This window comes from Halorhodospira neutriphila, assembly GCF_016584055.1.
Taxonomy (GTDB): domain Bacteria; phylum Pseudomonadota; class Gammaproteobacteria; order Nitrococcales; family Halorhodospiraceae; genus Halorhodospira; species Halorhodospira neutriphila.
In genome coordinates this window covers 1-14,675 of sequence record NZ_NRSH01000052.1, presented here as the reverse complement: position 1 = coordinate 14,675, position 14,675 = coordinate 1, and the positions used below count along the sequence as shown (strand labels likewise).

Genomic DNA, 14,675 nt, shown 5'->3' with positions numbered 1-14,675 from the left:
CCCTCCTGCAGCACCCCCGTATTCCATTTTATTCCACTTCACCCCACGATCGGCCACTATAGGTAGGGTCATCTACCCCGTCAACCGAGCCACCTCGCCCTGAAATCCTACACCCCGGCCACTTAGCGGGGGGGATTTGAGAGGCCACCTCAAAAACCACTCTGTAAAAGCGGTATCTGCAGGGCATTTAAAAACAAGAACCTAACTCCAAACTATTAGGAAAACTTCTAAAATCATAGAATAACCATTTGTTCTACAAGAAACACACCCCCGATTCGTCGGCTGCCCCTCCCCTGAAGCACCGCGGGGCCATCCGGGGTGGCTCCCTGGCCGGCTTCCCGCTTCGCTGGTATATTCCCGGCTAGAAGAGTTGGCTCGACGGTCGCTGCGCCCTTGCGGCGCGGAGGAAAGTCCGGGCTCCACAGGGCAGGGTGCCAGGTAACGCCTGGGGGGCGTGAGCCCACGGAAAGTGCCACAGAGAGCAGACCGCCGATGGCCGGCTCGTGCGCGATCCGGCACAGGCAAGGGTGAAAAGGTGCGGTAAGAGCGCACCGCGCGACCGGTAACGGCTCGCGGCACGGTAAACCCCACCCGGAGCAAGGCCAAATAGGGGGGCCACGGCGTGGCCCGCGCCGCCCCCGGGTAGGCCGCTAGAGGCACGCGGTGACGCGTGCCCCAGAGGAATGGCCGTCCTCGACAGAACCCGGCTTACAGGCCGACTCTTCACTCCTCACCCGACACCTCCCCCTTCAGCGCCAGGGCGCGCTGGTAGAGGGCGTTGCGGCGCTGGCCGAGGATGCGGGCCGCCAGGCGCGCCGCCTGCTTGACCGGCAGCTCCGCGAGCAGGGGGCGCAGCACCTCGTCCGGGTCCTGCCCCTCGGCCTCCGCGCGCGGCGGCGCCCCCTCGAGCACGACGACGAACTCCCCCCGCTGCTGCGCCGGATCGGCCTCGACCCGGGCCAGGACCTCGGCGATGGGGCCGCGCAGGAGCGTCTCGTGGCGCTTGGTCAGCTCCCGGGCCACCACCACCCGGCGGCCCTCGCCCACGGCCTCGGCGAGATCGTGCAGGCAGGCGACGATCCGGTGCGGCGCCTCGAAGAGCACCACCGGGCGCACCTCGGCGGCCAGCGGTGCCAGGCGGCTGCGCCGCGCGGCCGGGCGCGCCGGGAGGAAGCCCTCGAAGAGGAAGCGCTCCGCGGCGAAGCCGGCGACGGACAGCGCCGCCAGGAGGCTGCTCGCGCCGGGCACCGCGCGCACCGGCACGCCGGCCTCGGCGGCCGCCTGGACCAGCCGCGCGCCGGGGTCGCTGACCAGCGGCGTGCCGGCGTCGCTGATCAGCGCCACCGCCCGCCCCGCCTCGAGGAGGCGCAGCAGGCGCGGGATCCGCGACGCCTCGTTGTGCTCGTGGAGGCTGATCAGCCGGGCGCGGATCCCGTAGGACTCGAGCAGGCGCTGGCTGTGCCGGGTATCCTCGGCGGCGATCCACTCCGCCCGGGCGAGGGTGTCGTGGGCGCGGTAGGTCAGGTCGCGCAGGTTCCCGATGGGGGTCGCCACCACCCAGAGGGTGCCCGGCTCGTTTGACACGGGGTCAGCCCCGGCCGGATACTTCGAAGGCTTATCCACAGGCTTCTCCTGACGGTCCCATGAGCGGCTCCTTGCGCCTAATTCGCCCCCTTGCGGCCGCTGCTGCCCTGGCGGCGCTGCTCAGCTGCGCCCCAACCCCGCCCAAGCCCGCCGAGACGGCGCCGGGGCTCGAGGAGCGCGCGGGCCGGGCGCTCGAGGCGCAAGATTATGCCCGCGCGGCCGAGCTCTACGACAGCGCCGCCGAGCGCCACGAGGCGCCGGCGGCGCGGGCCCGGGCGGCGATCCGCGCCGCCGAGGCCTGGCTCGAGGCCGGCCAGGCCGGAGCGGCGGCGCAGGCCCTAGGCGAGGCCGAGGGCCTGCGGGGGGAGCTCGGCGAGCCGGGCCGCACGCGGCTGGGGCTCGCCCGCGCCCGCCTCGCCCTCGCCCAGGGCCGCCCCGCGGCGGCGAGCCGCTACCTGGAGCGCCTCCCCGCTCCCCCGGCGAGCCACCGCGCCGCCTACTATACGCTGCGCGCCCGGGTCGCCGAGCAGCAGGGGGAGCGCCTCGAGGCCGTTCGCCTGCGCGTCGACCTCGAGCCCCACCTCGAGAGCGCGGCGGCCCGGGCCGAGAACCGCCGGGCCCTGTGGCGGCTGCTCGCCGAGACCCCGGGCCCCCTCCTCCGGGAGCGGGCGAGCGCCGCCGGCGAGGGGACCCTCGGCGGCTGGCTCCGCCTGGCCCTGCTGGCCCGGGAGCACCGCCTGGCCCCGCAGCGCCTCGAGGAGGCGGTCACCGCCTGGGAGGCGCGCTTCCCCGAGCACCCGGCCCGCGAGCGCCGGGTCCCGGAGCTGCTCACCCAGTTCCGGGAGCGTATCCAGCGCCCCGGCCACATCGCCCTCCTGCTCCCGCTCAGCGGCGACTTCGCCGCCGCCGCCGAGGCGGTGCGCCACGGGATCCTGGCCGCCTACTACGCGGCCGAGGGCGAGCGCCCCGAGCTGCGGGTCTACGATACCAGCGGCGACGGCCAGCGGGCGGTGGCCGCCTACCAGCGCGCCGTCGAGGCCGGCGCGGACTACGCCATCGGCCCCCTGACCAAGGCGGGCGTCGCCGCGCTGGCCGCCGAGTACGAGCAGCTGCCGACGCCGGTGCTCGGGCTCAACGACCCCGGCGAGGGGGACGGCGCCCGGCAGGCGCTCCCGGCGCGGCTCTACCGCTTCAGCCTCAGCGCCGAGGCCGAGGCCCGGCAGGCCGCGCGGTACGCCCTGCGCCAGGGGTGGCGCAGCGTGCTCATCCTCACCCCCGAGAGCGAGTGGGGCGAGCGCCTCGGCGAGGCCTACGCCGAGGCCATCGAGGCCCGCGGCGGGCGCGTGCTCCAGCGCAGCGCCTACGCCCCGGACGAGCCGGATCACAGCGGCGTCCTGCGCGAGCTCCTCCGGCTCGACGCCAGCCGTGAGCGCTACCGCCGCCTCGCCCGCGTGCTCGGCGAGACGCCCCGCTTCGAGCCCCGCCGCCGGCGCGACGCCGACGCCCTCCTGCTCGGCGCCCTGCCCCGCCAGGCCCGGCTGCTGCGCCCGCAGATCGAGTACCACCGCGCCTCGGGGCTGCCGGTCGTCGCCACCTCCCACGCCTACGGCGGGACCGTCCAGCCCGACCTCGACCGGGACCTCGAGGGGCTGCGCTTCCTCGACGGCCCTTGGCTCGTCGACAGCGCCGTCGGGGTGCCCCGGGGGCTCGAGCGCGCCTACCTCAGCCGGCAGTGGCCGGAGCGCATGCAGGGGGACGCCCGGCTCATCGCGCTGGGGATCGACGCCTACCGCATCATCCCGTACCTCGGGGTCATGGCGGAGCACCCCGAGGAGCGTATCGACGGGCTGACCGGGCGGCTGCGGCTCAGCGAGGCCGGACGGGTGGAGCGCCGGCTCGTGGCCGCCCGCTTCGCCGACGGCCGCCCGGTCGCCGAGATCCAGGCCACGGAGGGCTACGATGGGCAGCAGCAGCGAGAGGGGGGGCCGCAAGCCGCCGCGCCCTAGCACGACCGCCACCGGGGCCGCCGCCGAGCAGGCCGCCCGCCGCTTCCTCGAGCAGCAGGGGCTGCGGACCCTCGCCTGCAACTACCGCGCCCGGGGCGGCGAGATCGACCTGGTCATGGCCGACGGCGGCGTGACGGTCTTCGTCGAGGTGCGCCGGCGCAAGGGGCGGGACCTGGCGGGCGCCCTGCGCTCGGTCGACCGCCCCAAGCAGCGCCGGCTGCTCCGGGCCGCTCAGCAGTGGCTCAGCCGCCGGCCCGGCCTGGCGCGCTTCGACGTCGTCGCCGTCAGCGGCGAGGGCAACAGCGAGCTGCAGTGGCTCCGCAACGCCTTCGGCGCCGATGCGCCCCCGTAAGGCACCACCCAAGCCACCACCGACCGAGCGAGGCCAATGACCGACCACGAGCAGCGGGTGAACCAGCTCTTCCAGCAGAGCATTCGCGCCAAGCAGGAGGCCGCCGAGCGGCTCGCGCCCGAGATCGTCCGGGCGGCCGACTGCATGCGGGAGGCCCTCAGCGCGGGGGGCAAGATCCTCGCCTGCGGCAACGGCGGCTCCGCCGCGGACGCCCAGCACTTCGCCTCGGAGCTGCTCAACCGCTTCGAGCTCGACCGCCCCGGCCTGCCCGCCGTGGCCCTGACGACGGACAGCTCAACGCTGACCTCCGTGGCCAACGACGACGCCTTCGAGGCGGTCTTCAGCCGCCAGGTCCGCGCCTTGGGCCAGGCCGGCGACGTCCTGCTCGCCATCTCCACGAGCGGCGGCTCGCCGAATGTCGTCGCCGCCCACCAGGCCGCCGCCGCCCGCGGCCTGCGCACGGTCGCCCTCACCGGCCGCGACGGCGGCGGGCTGGGCGCCGCGCTCGGCCCGGCGGATGTCGAGATCCGCGTGCCGAGCGCGGCCACCGCCCGCATCCAGGAGGTGCACCTGCTGGTCATCCACTGCCTGTGCGACCTCATCGACCAAGGGCTCTTCGGGGCGGCCGCACCCCGCTGAGCGGGCGACGCGGCCCCGCCGCGCGGCGCGGCGGGCTACTTCACGACCCGCAGGTGGGGACGGCCGCCACCGCCGCCGGTGCCCGGCGACGGCTCGTCGCTATCCGGCTCCTGCTGCGCCTCGGGCTCCTCGCCCGCCTCCTCGGCCTCGCCGAAGATCATGCCCTGGCCGTTCTCCCGCGCGTAGATCGCCAGGACGGCGGAGACGGGCACGGTGACGCTGCGGGCCACGCCGCCGAAGCGGGCGCTGAAGTCGATCCAGTCGTTGCCCATGCGCAGCCCCTGGACCGCCCGCGGGGCGACGTTGAGCACCAGCCGCTCCTCCTCCGCGTACTCCAGCGGCGCATCGACATCGGGCCGGCTGGCGTCCACCAGCAGGTAGGGGGTGTAGCCGTTGTCAGCGATCCACTCGTAGAGGGCGCGGATGAGATAGGGACGGGTCGATGTCATCGGTTACCTCCGCTTTTTGCGCTGCGCAGGGCTTGCTCTTCCGGGGTCAGGCTCGCCTGGAAGGGGGCCCCGTGGAATTGCGCCTCCGCGTACTCGACCATCGCCGCCGCCTGGGGCGGCAGCTCGACTCCCGCCGCCGGGAGGCGCCAGAGGAGCGGGAGGACGGCCAGGTCCATGATCGTGAACTCGTCGCTGAGCAGGTAGCGGTGCGCCTCGAACAGCTCCGCCCCGGCGGTCAGGCTCTCGCACAGCGCCTGGCGGGCCTTGCCGACCCCGCGGTGCCGGGTCCGTGCCGCCGCGAGCTGCTCGTAGAGCGAGTACCAGTCCCGCTCGATGCGGTAGGCGACGAGCCGCGCCTTGGCGCGGCTCACCGGATCGGCCATCAGCAGCGGGGGGTGCGGATACCGCTCATCGAGGTACTCGATGATGATCCACGGCTCGTAGAGGCAGACGTCCCGGTCGACGAGGGTCGGCACCTCGCCGTAGGGGGTCAGCTCGAGGAGCGCCCGCGGCGGGGCCGCCGGGTCGACCGTCACCCACTCGGCCTCGACGCCCTTGTGGGCGAGGGCCAGCCGGACCCGGTGGCTCTGCAGGCACGACGCTCCGGAGTAGAGACGAATCACGTTGGCCCTCCCACCCCCGGGAGCGGCGGCGGCGCGGCCTGCCCTCGGCGATAAGGGCGAGGCCGCCGCCTCGTCGGTCGTCCCTTACTTCTTCACGCCCCGGAAGTACTCTTTATAGAGCAGGTAGAAGACGGTGGTAAAGACCACCAGGAACAGCAGCACCCAGATCCCGATCCGCTCGCGCTTGGCGGCGATGGGCTGCGAGGCGTAGGAGAGGAAGGCCGTCAGGTCCGCGGTGAAGGCCTCGTACTCCGCCTCGCTGAGCGCGCCCCGCTCGCCCTCGGGGACCTCGGTGCCGACCACCTCGCCGTGGTCGTCGCGCACCGCCCGCGGGGTCCCCTGCAGGCTAGCAAGGACGTGGGGCATGCTCGTGCCCGGCTGCACCATGTTGTTGAAGCCGACCTCGGCGGACTCGTCCTTGTAGAAGGTGTTGAGGTACGTGTAGATCCACGCCTCGCTCTTCTCGCGGGCGGTCAGCGACAGGTCGGGCGGGGCGATGTTGAACCACTCCTCGCCGTCCTGCGGGTCCATGGCGGCGAGGATCGGCGCGTGGGGCTCCTTCTCGCCGTGCATGAGCTCCTGGCGCGCCCACGCCATGCCCTTGCCGACGTCCTCGGCGACCCGCTGGTAGCGCAGGTACTCGACGGAGTGGCAGCCGCTGCAGTACTGCGCGAAGTGCTCCGCCCCCTTGCGGATGGACGCCTGGTCGTGGCGGCTGACGCCGGGCTCCATCAGCTCCATGCCCGGCCCCGAGGACCCCTGCGCCGTGCCGGCGCAGGAGAGCACGAAGAGCGCGCTGAGAACGATTGCGAGCTTGTTCTTGTACATGTCAGCTGGTCACCCTCTCCGGAACGGGCTTCGTCTTCTCGAAGCCGAAGTACGTGTAGGCCCACAGGAAGACGAAGTACCCGAAGTAGACCACCGTGAAGATTTGCCCGAGGAGCACCGGCAGGCCGGTCGGGGACTTGCTGCCCGACCAGGTGAGGACGATGAAGGACAGCGTGAAGACCGCCAGGCCGACCTTGTAGCCGAGCCCCCGGTAGCGGATCGAGCGCACCTGCCCCCGGTCGATCCACGGCAGGAACAGGAGGATGAAGCTCGCGCCGAGCATCACCACGATGCCCAGGTTCTGCGAGGGGATCGACTGGAGCATGCCGTACCAGGCGCGGAAGTACCACGTCGGGTGGATGCTCTCGGGGGTCTGCAGCGGGTCCGCCGTCGTCAGGTTCGGCGACTCGATGAAGTAGCCGAAGAAGTCCGGGACGAAGAACAGCACGCCGCAGAACAGGATCAGGAAGATCCCGAAGGCGAACGTATCCTTGATGACCACGTGGGGGTAGAACGGGATGCCGTCCAGGGGCTTGCCGTTGGCGTCCTTGAGCTTCTTGATCTCGACGCCGTCAGGGCTGGAGGTGCCGACGTGGTGCAGCCCCACGATGTGGACGAAGGTCAGGGCGAGCAGCACCAGCGGCAGGGCCACGGTGTGCATGGCGAACATCCGCCCGAGGGTCGCCTCGTTGACGATGAAGCCGCCCTGGAGCCAGATCACCAGCTCCTCGCCCCAGACCGGCACGGCGCCGGCCAGCGAGATGATCACCTGCGCGGCCCAGTACGACATCTGCCCCCAGGGCAGGACGTAGCCCATGAAGGCCTCGGCCATCAGCACCAGGTAGAGCAGCACCCCGGTGATCCAGAGCAGCTCCCGGGGCTTCTGGTACGAGCCGTAGAGCAGCCCCCGGTACATGTGCAGGTACACCACGATGAAGAAGGCCGAGGCGCCCGTGGTGTGCATATAGCGCACCAGCCAGCCCCAGTCCACGTCGCGCATGATGAAGTGCACGGAGGAGAAGGCCTGCTCCGCGGAAGGCTGGTAGTACATCATCAGCCAGATCCCCGAGAGGATCAGGATGACGAAGACCAGGATCGACAGCGATCCGAAGTAGTACCAGAAGTTGATGTTCTTCGGGACGTAGTACTCGGACATGTGGTAGCGCCAAGTACTCGTCATCGGAAAACGGTCATCAATCCAGCGCTTAAGCCCGCTGGCGCTTTGCTCAGACATTACGCCGCGCCCTCCTCTTCCTCCGGATCCGCTCAATTGCGAAGGTGTTGTCGTCGATGCAACCGGCGCGCAAAGAGTGCTAAAGCTTCATATATCCCTCAACAGGCCGTCAAGGCGGGTCACCTTGCCGCCGTCACGACAGTCGCACAGTGTACGCCATCCCCGCCCCGACGTCAGCTCACGCCGGGGGCCGGCTCAAGCGGGGTTGCTGATCTCGATATAGCGGTGGTTGATGCCGAACGCCTCGCCCAGGTGGGCGCCGAGGGCCTGGACCCCGGAGCGCTCCGTGGCGTGGTGGCCGGCGGCGAAGTAGTGCACGCCGAGCTCGCGGGCGGCGTGGGCCGTCGGCTCCGAGATCTCCCCCGAGACGTAGGCGTCCACGCCGAGCCCGGCGGCCTGCTCGAGGAGCCGCTCGGCGCCGCCGGAGCACCACGCCAGGCGCTCGATGCGCTCCGGGGCGGCGGCGACGTGGGTCGGCTCCCGGCCGAGGGCCTCGGCCAGGCCCCGGCGCAGCGCGCCGGGGTCCAGGGGCGCGGCGGGGCGGCCGACCCACAGCAGGCCCGGCACCCCGTGGGCGCTCCGGCGCTCCGTCACCTCCCAGCCGAGCAGGCGCGCCAGGCCGGCGTTGTTGCCGAGCTCCGGGTGGACGTCGAGGGGCAGGTGGTAGGCGTAGAGGTTGATGCCGGCCTCCATGAGCAGCCGCACCCGGCGCCCCTTCATGCCGACGAGCCGCGGGTCCTCGCCCTTCCAGAAGTAGCCGTGGTGGACCAGGACGGCGTCGGCCCCCGCCGCGGCGGCCGCCTCGAGCAGCGCCGCGCTCGCCGTCACCCCGGTGACGAGGGTCTCGATCCGCTCGCGCCCCGCCACCTGGAGGCCGTTGGGGGCGTAGTCCGTGCACTCGCCGACGGCGAGCTGCTCGTGCAGGTATGCTTCCAGCGCTTCTCGGTGCACCATAATCAGGGACTCTCTGCAGGGGATCTTCGGAATTGAGGCTACCAGGGCGGCCGCGGCAGCGGCCATTCGGCGCATCCGCAGCCGCGTGGCTGCGCTTCCTCCTCGGCTACGCGGTGCTCGGCGTGGCGCTCGCCGCCGTCATCCTCTGGCTGCAGCCGCAGCTCGGTGCCCCCCCTGCCGCCCAGGATAGCCCGGCGCGGCGCGTGCCGGCCGGCGACCCGGCGGCGCTCACCGCCTCCTACGCCGAGCCGGTCGAGCGGGCGGCCCCCGCCGTCGTCAACATCTTCACCGCCAAGCGGGTCACCGAGCGGCGCCTCCCGCCGGGGCTCGACGCCCCCCTCTTCCGGCGCTTCTTCGGCGAGGCGCCGACGCGCCAGCGCACCGAGACCAGCCTCGGCTCCGGGGTGATCGTCGACGAGCGCGGCTACATCCTCACCAACCACCACGTCATCGAGGGGGCCGACCGCATCCGGGTCCTGCTCGCCGACGGCCGGAAGACGGACGCCGAGGTCGTCGGCCGCGACCCGGCGACCGACCTCGCCGTGCTGCGCATCCGCCTCGACGGGCTGCCGGTGATCACCTTCAGCCCCGCCGACGAGGCAGTGCGCGTCGGCGACGTGGTGCTCGCCATCGGCAACCCCTTCGGCGTCGGCCAGACCGTGACCCAGGGGATCATCAGCGCCACCGGGCGCGACCGGCTCGGCCTGTCGACCTACGAGAACTTCCTGCAGACCGACGCGGCCATCAACCCCGGCAACTCCGGCGGCGCCCTCGTCGACAGCGCCGGCCGGCTCGTCGGGGTCAACACGGCGATGTTCAGCGGCAGCGGCGGCTCCCAGGGGATCGGCTTCGCCATCCCCGCCGGGATCGCCCGCAGCGTGATGGGCGATCTCATCGAGCACGGCCGCGTCGTGCGCGGCTGGCTCGGCGTCCGCGCCCAGCGGCTCACCCCGGCCGTCGCCGAGGCCCTCGGCACCGAGCGCACCAGCGGCGTGGTGCTCACCGGCCTGCTCAGCGGCGGCCCGGCCGACCAGGCCGGCCTGCGCCCCGGCGACGTCATCACGCGCCTCGGCGAGACCGCGATCAGCGACGTCCAGGACCTGCTCCGGGCCGCCGGCCAGGGCGCGCCGGGCAGCGAGCTGCGGGTCCGCGGCTACCGCGACGGCGAGGCCTTCGCCCGCGCCGTCACCCTCGGCGAGCGCCCCGACCCGCAGCGCCTGCGCCGCTGACCGGCGGGCTCACGCGGCGAGGGCCGCGGCGAGCGCGGCGAGGAAGGCGTCGTTCTCCTCGGGCCGGCCCACGGTCACCCGCAGGCAGCCCGCGAGCCGCGGGTGGCTGCCGTCGAGGCGCTTGATGAGCACCCCGCGCGCCCGCAGCCCCTCGTAGACGGCCTGCGCCCGCCCCGCGGCGACGCGGAAGGTGAGGAAGTTCGTCTCGCTCGGCCAGGTGGCCTCGACCCCCGGCACCCGGGGCAGCTCGGCGGCGAGGCGCTCGCGCTCGGCCCGGACCCGGGCCACGGCGGTGTCGAGGGCCGCGCGGTGCTCGAGGGCGAACTCGGCGCTGGCCTGGGCGAGGCTGCCGAGGTTGTAGGGCAGCCGGCACTTCTCCAGCTCCCGGACCCACGCCGGATGGCCGGCGAGCACGCCGACGCGCAGCCCCGCGAGCCCCACCTTGGAGAGGGTGCGCAGCACCACCACGTTGGGGTGCTCGAGCACGCGGGGCAGGAAGCTGGCCTCGGCGTAGGCGTAGTAGGCCTCGTCGACCACGACGAGGCCGTCGGCGGCCTCGGCGACGGCGGCCACCGCCTCGAGGTCGAGGCCGTTGCCGGTGGGGTTGTTGGGGTGCGCCAGGTAGGTCACCGCCGGGGCGTGGGCCTCGAGGGCCGCGCGCGCCGCCGCCGTGTCGAGGCCGAACGCCTCGCCGAGGGGGAACTCGGCGTACTCGGCGCCGGCGGCGGCGGCGAGCAGGCGGTACATGGCGAAGCTCGGCGCGGGGGCGAGCACCGTGCGCCCGCCGGCGGCCACCGCCAGGTTGAGGAGCTGGATGAGCTCGTCGGAGCCGTTGCCGAGGATCAGCCCGGCGCCGTCGGGCACCCCCATGGCCTCGCGGAGCTGCCCCTTGAGCCGGCCCGCCCCGGGGTCGGGGTAGCGGTGGACCGCCACGCCGCGCAGCCGCTCGAGCCACTGCTCGACCAGCGCCCCCGGCCACGGCCAGGGGCACTCCATGGCGTCGAGCTTGATGGCGTCGCCGGGCTCGGCGACCTGGTAGGCCTGCAGCGCCTGGACCTCCGGGCGCACCCAGCGCGCGGCGCGCCGCTCGGCCTCACTCACCGCCGCCCTCCCCCTGGACGCGGTAGTCGGCGGAGCGGGCGTGGGCGGTCAGCCCCTCGCCGCGGGCGAGCAGCCCGGCGCTGCGCCCCAGCGCCGCCGCGCCCTGCGGGCTGCAGCGCAGCGTCGTCGAGCGCTTCTGGAAGTCGTAGACGCCGAGCGGCGAGGCGAAGCGCGCCGTGCGCGAGGTCGGCAGGGTGTGGTTGGGCCCGGCGCAGTAGTCGCCGAGCGCCTCCGCCGTGTAGTGGCCGAGGAAGATGGCCCCGGCGTGGCGGATCCCGTCGACGAGCCGCTCGGGCTCGGCCACCGAGAGCTCCAGGTGCTCCGGGGCGACGTGGTTGGCCACGTCCTGCGCCTCGGCCAGGTCGCGCACGCAGATCAGGGCGCCGCGCGCCGCCAGCGAGGCGCGGATGATCTCCGAGCGGTCCAGCTCCGAGAGCAGCCGCTCCATGGCCGCCTGGACCTGGTCGAGGAAGACGAAGTCGGGGCAGACCAGCAGCGCCTGCGCCTGCTCGTCGTGCTCGGCCTGGGAGAAGAGGTCCATGGCCACCCACTCGGGGTCGGCCTGGCCGTCGCTGATGATCAGCACCTCCGAGGGGCCGGCGATCATGTCGATCCCGACGGCGCCGTAGACCCGGCGCTTGGCCTCGGCGACGTAGGCGTTGCCGGGGCCGACCACCTTGTCGACGGCGGGCACCGTCTCGGTGCCGTAGGCGAGCGCGGCCACCGCCTGCGCCCCGCCGACGGTGAAGACGCGGTCGACGCCGGCGACGTGGGCGGCGGCGAGGACCAGCGGCGAGAGCTCGCCGCCCGGCGCCGGGACCGCCATGACCACCTCCGCGACCCCGGCGGCGCGGGCCGGGACGGCGTTCATGAGCACCGAGGAGGGGTACGCTGCCTTGCCGCCGGGGACGTAGACCCCCACGCGGTCGAGGGCGGTCACCTTCTGGCCGAGCCGGTTGCCGTCGGCGTCCTCGTACTCCCAGGGCTCGAGGCGCTGGCGCTCGGCGTAGGCGCGGATGCGCTCGGCGGCGTGCTCCAGCGCCTCCCGCACCTCGGGGGCGACCTCGCGGTGGGCGGCGGCGAGGCGCTCGGCGGGGATCTCCAGCTCGGCGACCGTCTGCGCCTCGCTGGCGTCGAAGCGCCGGGCGTAGTCGAGCAGCGCGGCGTCGCCGCCGCTGCGTACCCCGTCGACGACCTCGGCGACCCGGCGCTCGAGCTCCGCGCCGGGGTGGCTCTCCCAGCCCGTCAGGGCCTCGAGGCTGTCCCAGAAGTCCGGCTGGGTCGTGCTGAGCCGCTGAATCTCCACCATGGCTGCCCCCGCGAGTCGTGTCGGTTCAGTGTCCTGAGGATGCGTGATCGGCTTCCGCCACCGCCGCCGCCAGGTCGTCGACCAGGGCGCCGATGCGCCGGTGGTGGATCTTGCCCGAGGCCTTGTTGACCACCAGCCGGGCGCTGATCTCGGTGATCGGCTCGAGCGGCGCCAGGCCGTTGGCCCGGAGGGTGTTGCCGGTGTCGACCAGGTCGACGATGAGGTCGGCCATGCCCACCAGGGGGGCAAGCTCCATGGAGCCGTAGAGCTTGATGATCTCCGCCTGCCGGCCCTGCGCGGCGAAGTGCTGGCGCGCCAGGCGCACGAACTTCGTCGCCACCCGCGGCCGGGTGCCGTTGAGCTCGGCATCGGGCGGGCCGGCGACCATGAGCCGGCAGCGGGCGATGCCCAGGTCCACCGGGTCGTAGAGCCCCTCGCCGCCGTGCTCGAGCAGGACGTCGCGGCCGGCGACGCCGAGGTCGGCGCCGCCGTGCTCGACGTAGGTCGGCACGTCGGAGGCGCGGACGATGAGCAGGCGCACGTCCTCGCGGTTGGTGCCGATGATCAGCTTGCGGCTCGCCTCCGGGTCCTCGGCGGGCTCGATGCCGCAGCGCGCGAGCAGCGGCAGTGTCTCGTCCAGGATGCGGCCCTTGGACAGGGCCAGGGTCAGGGTTCGGCTCATGGCGCGGGATTCGCCTCTGTGACTAGTCAGGGACTCGCTGGATGTCGGCGCCGAGCTGGGCCAGCTTCTCCTCGATGCACTCGTAGCCGCGGTCGATGTGGTAGATCCGGTCGACGCGGGTCTCGCCCTCGGCGACGAGCCCGGCGAGGACCAGGCTCGCCGAGGCGCGCAGGTCGGTGGCGATCACCGGGGCCGCCCGGAGGCGCTCGACGCCGCGGATGTAGGCCGTGGCCCCCTCGACGTGGATATCGGCCCCCATGCGCTGCATCTCCAGGCAGTGCATGAAGCGGTTCTCGAAGACGGTCTCCGTGACCCGGCCGCTGCCCGTGGCGATGGCGTTGACAGCGCACAGCTGCGCCTGCATGTCCGTCGGGAAGCCCGGGTACGGCGCCGTCTCCACGTCCACGGCCCGCGGCCGGCGCGGCATGCGCAGGGCGATCCAGTCGGCGCCGGTCTGCACCTCGGCGCCGCTCTCGCGCAGCTTGTCGAGGACCGCCTCGAGCAGCCCCGGCGCGGTGTCCTTGAGCTTGACCTCGCCGCCGGTGATCGCCGCGGCGGCCAGGTAGGTGCCGGTCTCGATGCGGTCGGGCAGGACCCGGTGGCGGATCCCCTCGAGGCGCTCGACGCCCTCGATGGTCAGCGTCGAGGTGCCGATGCCCGCGATCCGGGCGCCCATGGCGTTGAGGCACTCGGCCAGGTCGACGACCTCCGGCTCGCGGGCGGCGTTCTCCAGCACCGTGGTGCCGCGCGCCAGGACCGCGGCCATCATGAGGTTCTCGGTGCCGGTGACCGTCGAGACGTCCATGCGGATGCGGGCGCCGTGGAGGCGCTCGGCCCGGCCCTTGATGTAGCCGTCCTCGAGGTCGATCTCCGCGCCCATCGCCCGCAGGCCGCCGACGTGGATGTCCACCGGCCGCGAGCCGATGGCGCAGCCGCCCGGCAGGCTCACCTCGGCGCGGCCGAAGCGCGCGAGCAGCGGCCCGAGGACCAGGATCGAGGCGCGCATCGTCTTGACCAGCTCGTAGGGGGCGCGGAAGCCCTCGATGGTGGCCGTGTTGACCTCCACCTCCATGCCCTCGTGGACGGTGAGCTCGACGCCCATCCGCCCGAGCAGCTCCATGGTGGTGGTCACGTCGTGCAGGTGCGGGATATTGCCCACGAACATGGGGCCGTCGGCGAGCAGCGTCGCGGCCATGACGGGCAGCGCGGCGTTCTTCGCCCCGGAGACCCGGATCTCGCCGCGCAGCGGGGTCCCCCCCCGGATGAGCAGCCGCTCCATCGAACTAGCCGGCCTTCTGCTCTTGCTCGTGCTCCTGCGGCGTGAGCGTGCGCATCGAGATCGCGTGCAGGGCCTCGCTCTCGAGCTCGGCGCGCAAGGCCTGGTAGACCATGCGGTGGCGCTCGATCCGCGATACCCCCTCGAAGGCGGGGCTGATCACCAGCGCCTGGAAGTGCTCGCCGTCGCCGCCGACCCGCACCTCGGCGTCCGCGATCCCCCCGCGGAGCAGATTCTCGATCACCTCGGGCTGTATCATCGCTGCCTCCGGCCGCAAGCGAACGGCGCACGCCGCAGTAGGCGACCCATTATAGCCGATTCACCCCGGCTCGTCGGCGATCTCGAAGACCTCCTCGACCCCGCTGGCCCGGATGATGGCCGTGAGCTGCTCGGGCACGCTGTGCAGCCG

At 73.2% G+C, this 14,675-nt stretch carries 15 protein-coding genes and 1 other RNA gene; 5 read left to right on the top strand and 11 right to left on the bottom strand.

Translation table 11 applies throughout. From position 1 onward, the window contains the following. Positions 1-366: 366 nt before the first annotated feature. An RNA gene (gene rnpB, locus CKO13_RS06150) (RNase P RNA component class A) lies at positions 367-727 on the top strand. Here rnpB and rsmI read toward each other — a convergent pair. Next, positions 724-1,557 (bottom strand): 16S rRNA (cytidine(1402)-2'-O)-methyltransferase, encoded by an 834-nt coding sequence (gene rsmI, locus CKO13_RS06145; RefSeq protein WP_200257923.1) that lies wholly within the window; start codon positions 1,555-1,557, stop codon positions 724-726. The genes rnpB and rsmI overlap by 4 nt on opposite strands. 98 nt (positions 1,558-1,655) lie before the next feature. Between rsmI and CKO13_RS06140 the strand changes: the two genes are divergently transcribed. From CKO13_RS06140 to CKO13_RS06130, 3 genes are read left to right on the top strand one after another with little or no spacing between them, the layout of a single operon-like run. Beyond that, complete coding sequence (locus tag CKO13_RS06140) at positions 1,656-3,590, top strand: penicillin-binding protein activator (RefSeq protein ID WP_200257920.1); 1,935 nt, start codon at positions 1,656-1,658, stop codon at positions 3,588-3,590. Continuing rightward, positions 3,544-3,942: a YraN family protein gene (locus CKO13_RS06135; protein ID WP_200257918.1), complete on the top strand. Its 399-nt coding sequence runs from the start codon at positions 3,544-3,546 to the stop codon at positions 3,940-3,942. The genes CKO13_RS06140 and CKO13_RS06135 overlap by 47 nt, the downstream gene beginning before the upstream one ends. Positions 3,943-3,978: 36 nt before the next feature. Further along, a complete protein-coding gene (locus CKO13_RS06130) occupies positions 3,979-4,581 on the top strand; it encodes a phosphoheptose isomerase (RefSeq protein WP_200257915.1) in 603 nt (200 codons plus the stop codon). A gap of 35 nt (positions 4,582-4,616) precedes the next feature. On the opposite strand, the gene CKO13_RS06125 is transcribed toward CKO13_RS06130, so the two are convergent. The 5 genes from CKO13_RS06125 to CKO13_RS06105 form a co-directional block, all read right to left on the bottom strand. Beyond that, on the bottom strand, positions 4,617-5,030 hold the full coding sequence (locus tag CKO13_RS06125; protein WP_200257913.1) for a ClpXP protease specificity-enhancing factor: 414 nt from the start codon (positions 5,028-5,030) through the stop codon (positions 4,617-4,619). Then, positions 5,027-5,653: a glutathione S-transferase N-terminal domain-containing protein gene (locus CKO13_RS06120; protein ID WP_200257911.1), complete on the bottom strand. Its 627-nt coding sequence runs from the start codon at positions 5,651-5,653 to the stop codon at positions 5,027-5,029. The genes CKO13_RS06125 and CKO13_RS06120 overlap by 4 nt, the downstream gene beginning before the upstream one ends. A gap of 84 nt (positions 5,654-5,737) precedes the next feature. After that, positions 5,738-6,481, bottom strand: coding sequence for a cytochrome c1 (locus CKO13_RS06115; RefSeq protein WP_200257909.1), 744 nt, complete (start codon positions 6,479-6,481; stop codon positions 5,738-5,740). 1 nt (position 6,482) lies between these two features. Further along, entirely contained in the window at positions 6,483-7,661 is a 1,179-nt protein-coding gene (locus CKO13_RS06110) for a cytochrome b (protein ID WP_420827059.1), read from the bottom strand. A 249-nt stretch (positions 7,662-7,910) separates the two neighbouring features. Next, positions 7,911-8,669 carry a Nif3-like dinuclear metal center hexameric protein gene (locus CKO13_RS06105; protein ID WP_200257905.1) on the bottom strand — a complete coding sequence of 253 codons (759 nt, stop codon included), beginning with the start codon at positions 8,667-8,669 and terminating at the stop codon, positions 7,911-7,913. Positions 8,670-8,701: 32 nt separating this feature from the next. Between CKO13_RS06105 and CKO13_RS06100 the strand changes: the two genes are divergently transcribed. Further along, positions 8,702-9,898 (top strand): S1C family serine protease, encoded by a 1,197-nt coding sequence (locus tag CKO13_RS06100; RefSeq protein WP_242467917.1) that lies wholly within the window; start codon positions 8,702-8,704, stop codon positions 9,896-9,898. Positions 9,899-9,907: 9 nt separating this feature from the next. Here the strand turns inward: CKO13_RS06100 and hisC are convergent, their stop codons facing one another. Genes hisC through CKO13_RS06075 form a run of 5 tightly spaced genes read right to left on the bottom strand, consistent with a single transcriptional unit; the run spans position 9,908 to position 14,525 of the window. After that, positions 9,908-10,999: a histidinol-phosphate transaminase gene (gene hisC / locus CKO13_RS06095; protein WP_200257902.1), complete on the bottom strand. Its 1,092-nt coding sequence runs from the start codon at positions 10,997-10,999 to the stop codon at positions 9,908-9,910. After that, positions 10,992-12,308 (bottom strand): histidinol dehydrogenase, encoded by a 1,317-nt coding sequence (gene hisD / locus CKO13_RS06090; protein WP_200257900.1) that lies wholly within the window; start codon positions 12,306-12,308, stop codon positions 10,992-10,994. The genes hisC and hisD overlap by 8 nt, the downstream gene beginning before the upstream one ends. Before the next feature lie 25 nt (positions 12,309-12,333). Continuing rightward, positions 12,334-12,990, bottom strand: a complete 657-nt coding sequence (gene hisG, locus CKO13_RS06085) for an ATP phosphoribosyltransferase (protein ID WP_200257899.1) — start codon at positions 12,988-12,990, stop codon at positions 12,334-12,336. Positions 12,991-13,012: 22 nt separating this feature from the next. Then, positions 13,013-14,269: a UDP-N-acetylglucosamine 1-carboxyvinyltransferase gene (gene murA / locus CKO13_RS06080; RefSeq protein ID WP_200257897.1), complete on the bottom strand. Its 1,257-nt coding sequence runs from the start codon at positions 14,267-14,269 to the stop codon at positions 13,013-13,015. Positions 14,270-14,273: 4 nt separating this feature from the next. Further along, positions 14,274-14,525, bottom strand: coding sequence for a BolA family protein (locus CKO13_RS06075; RefSeq protein ID WP_200257890.1), 252 nt, complete (start codon positions 14,523-14,525; stop codon positions 14,274-14,276). Positions 14,526-14,675 lie beyond the last annotated feature (150 nt).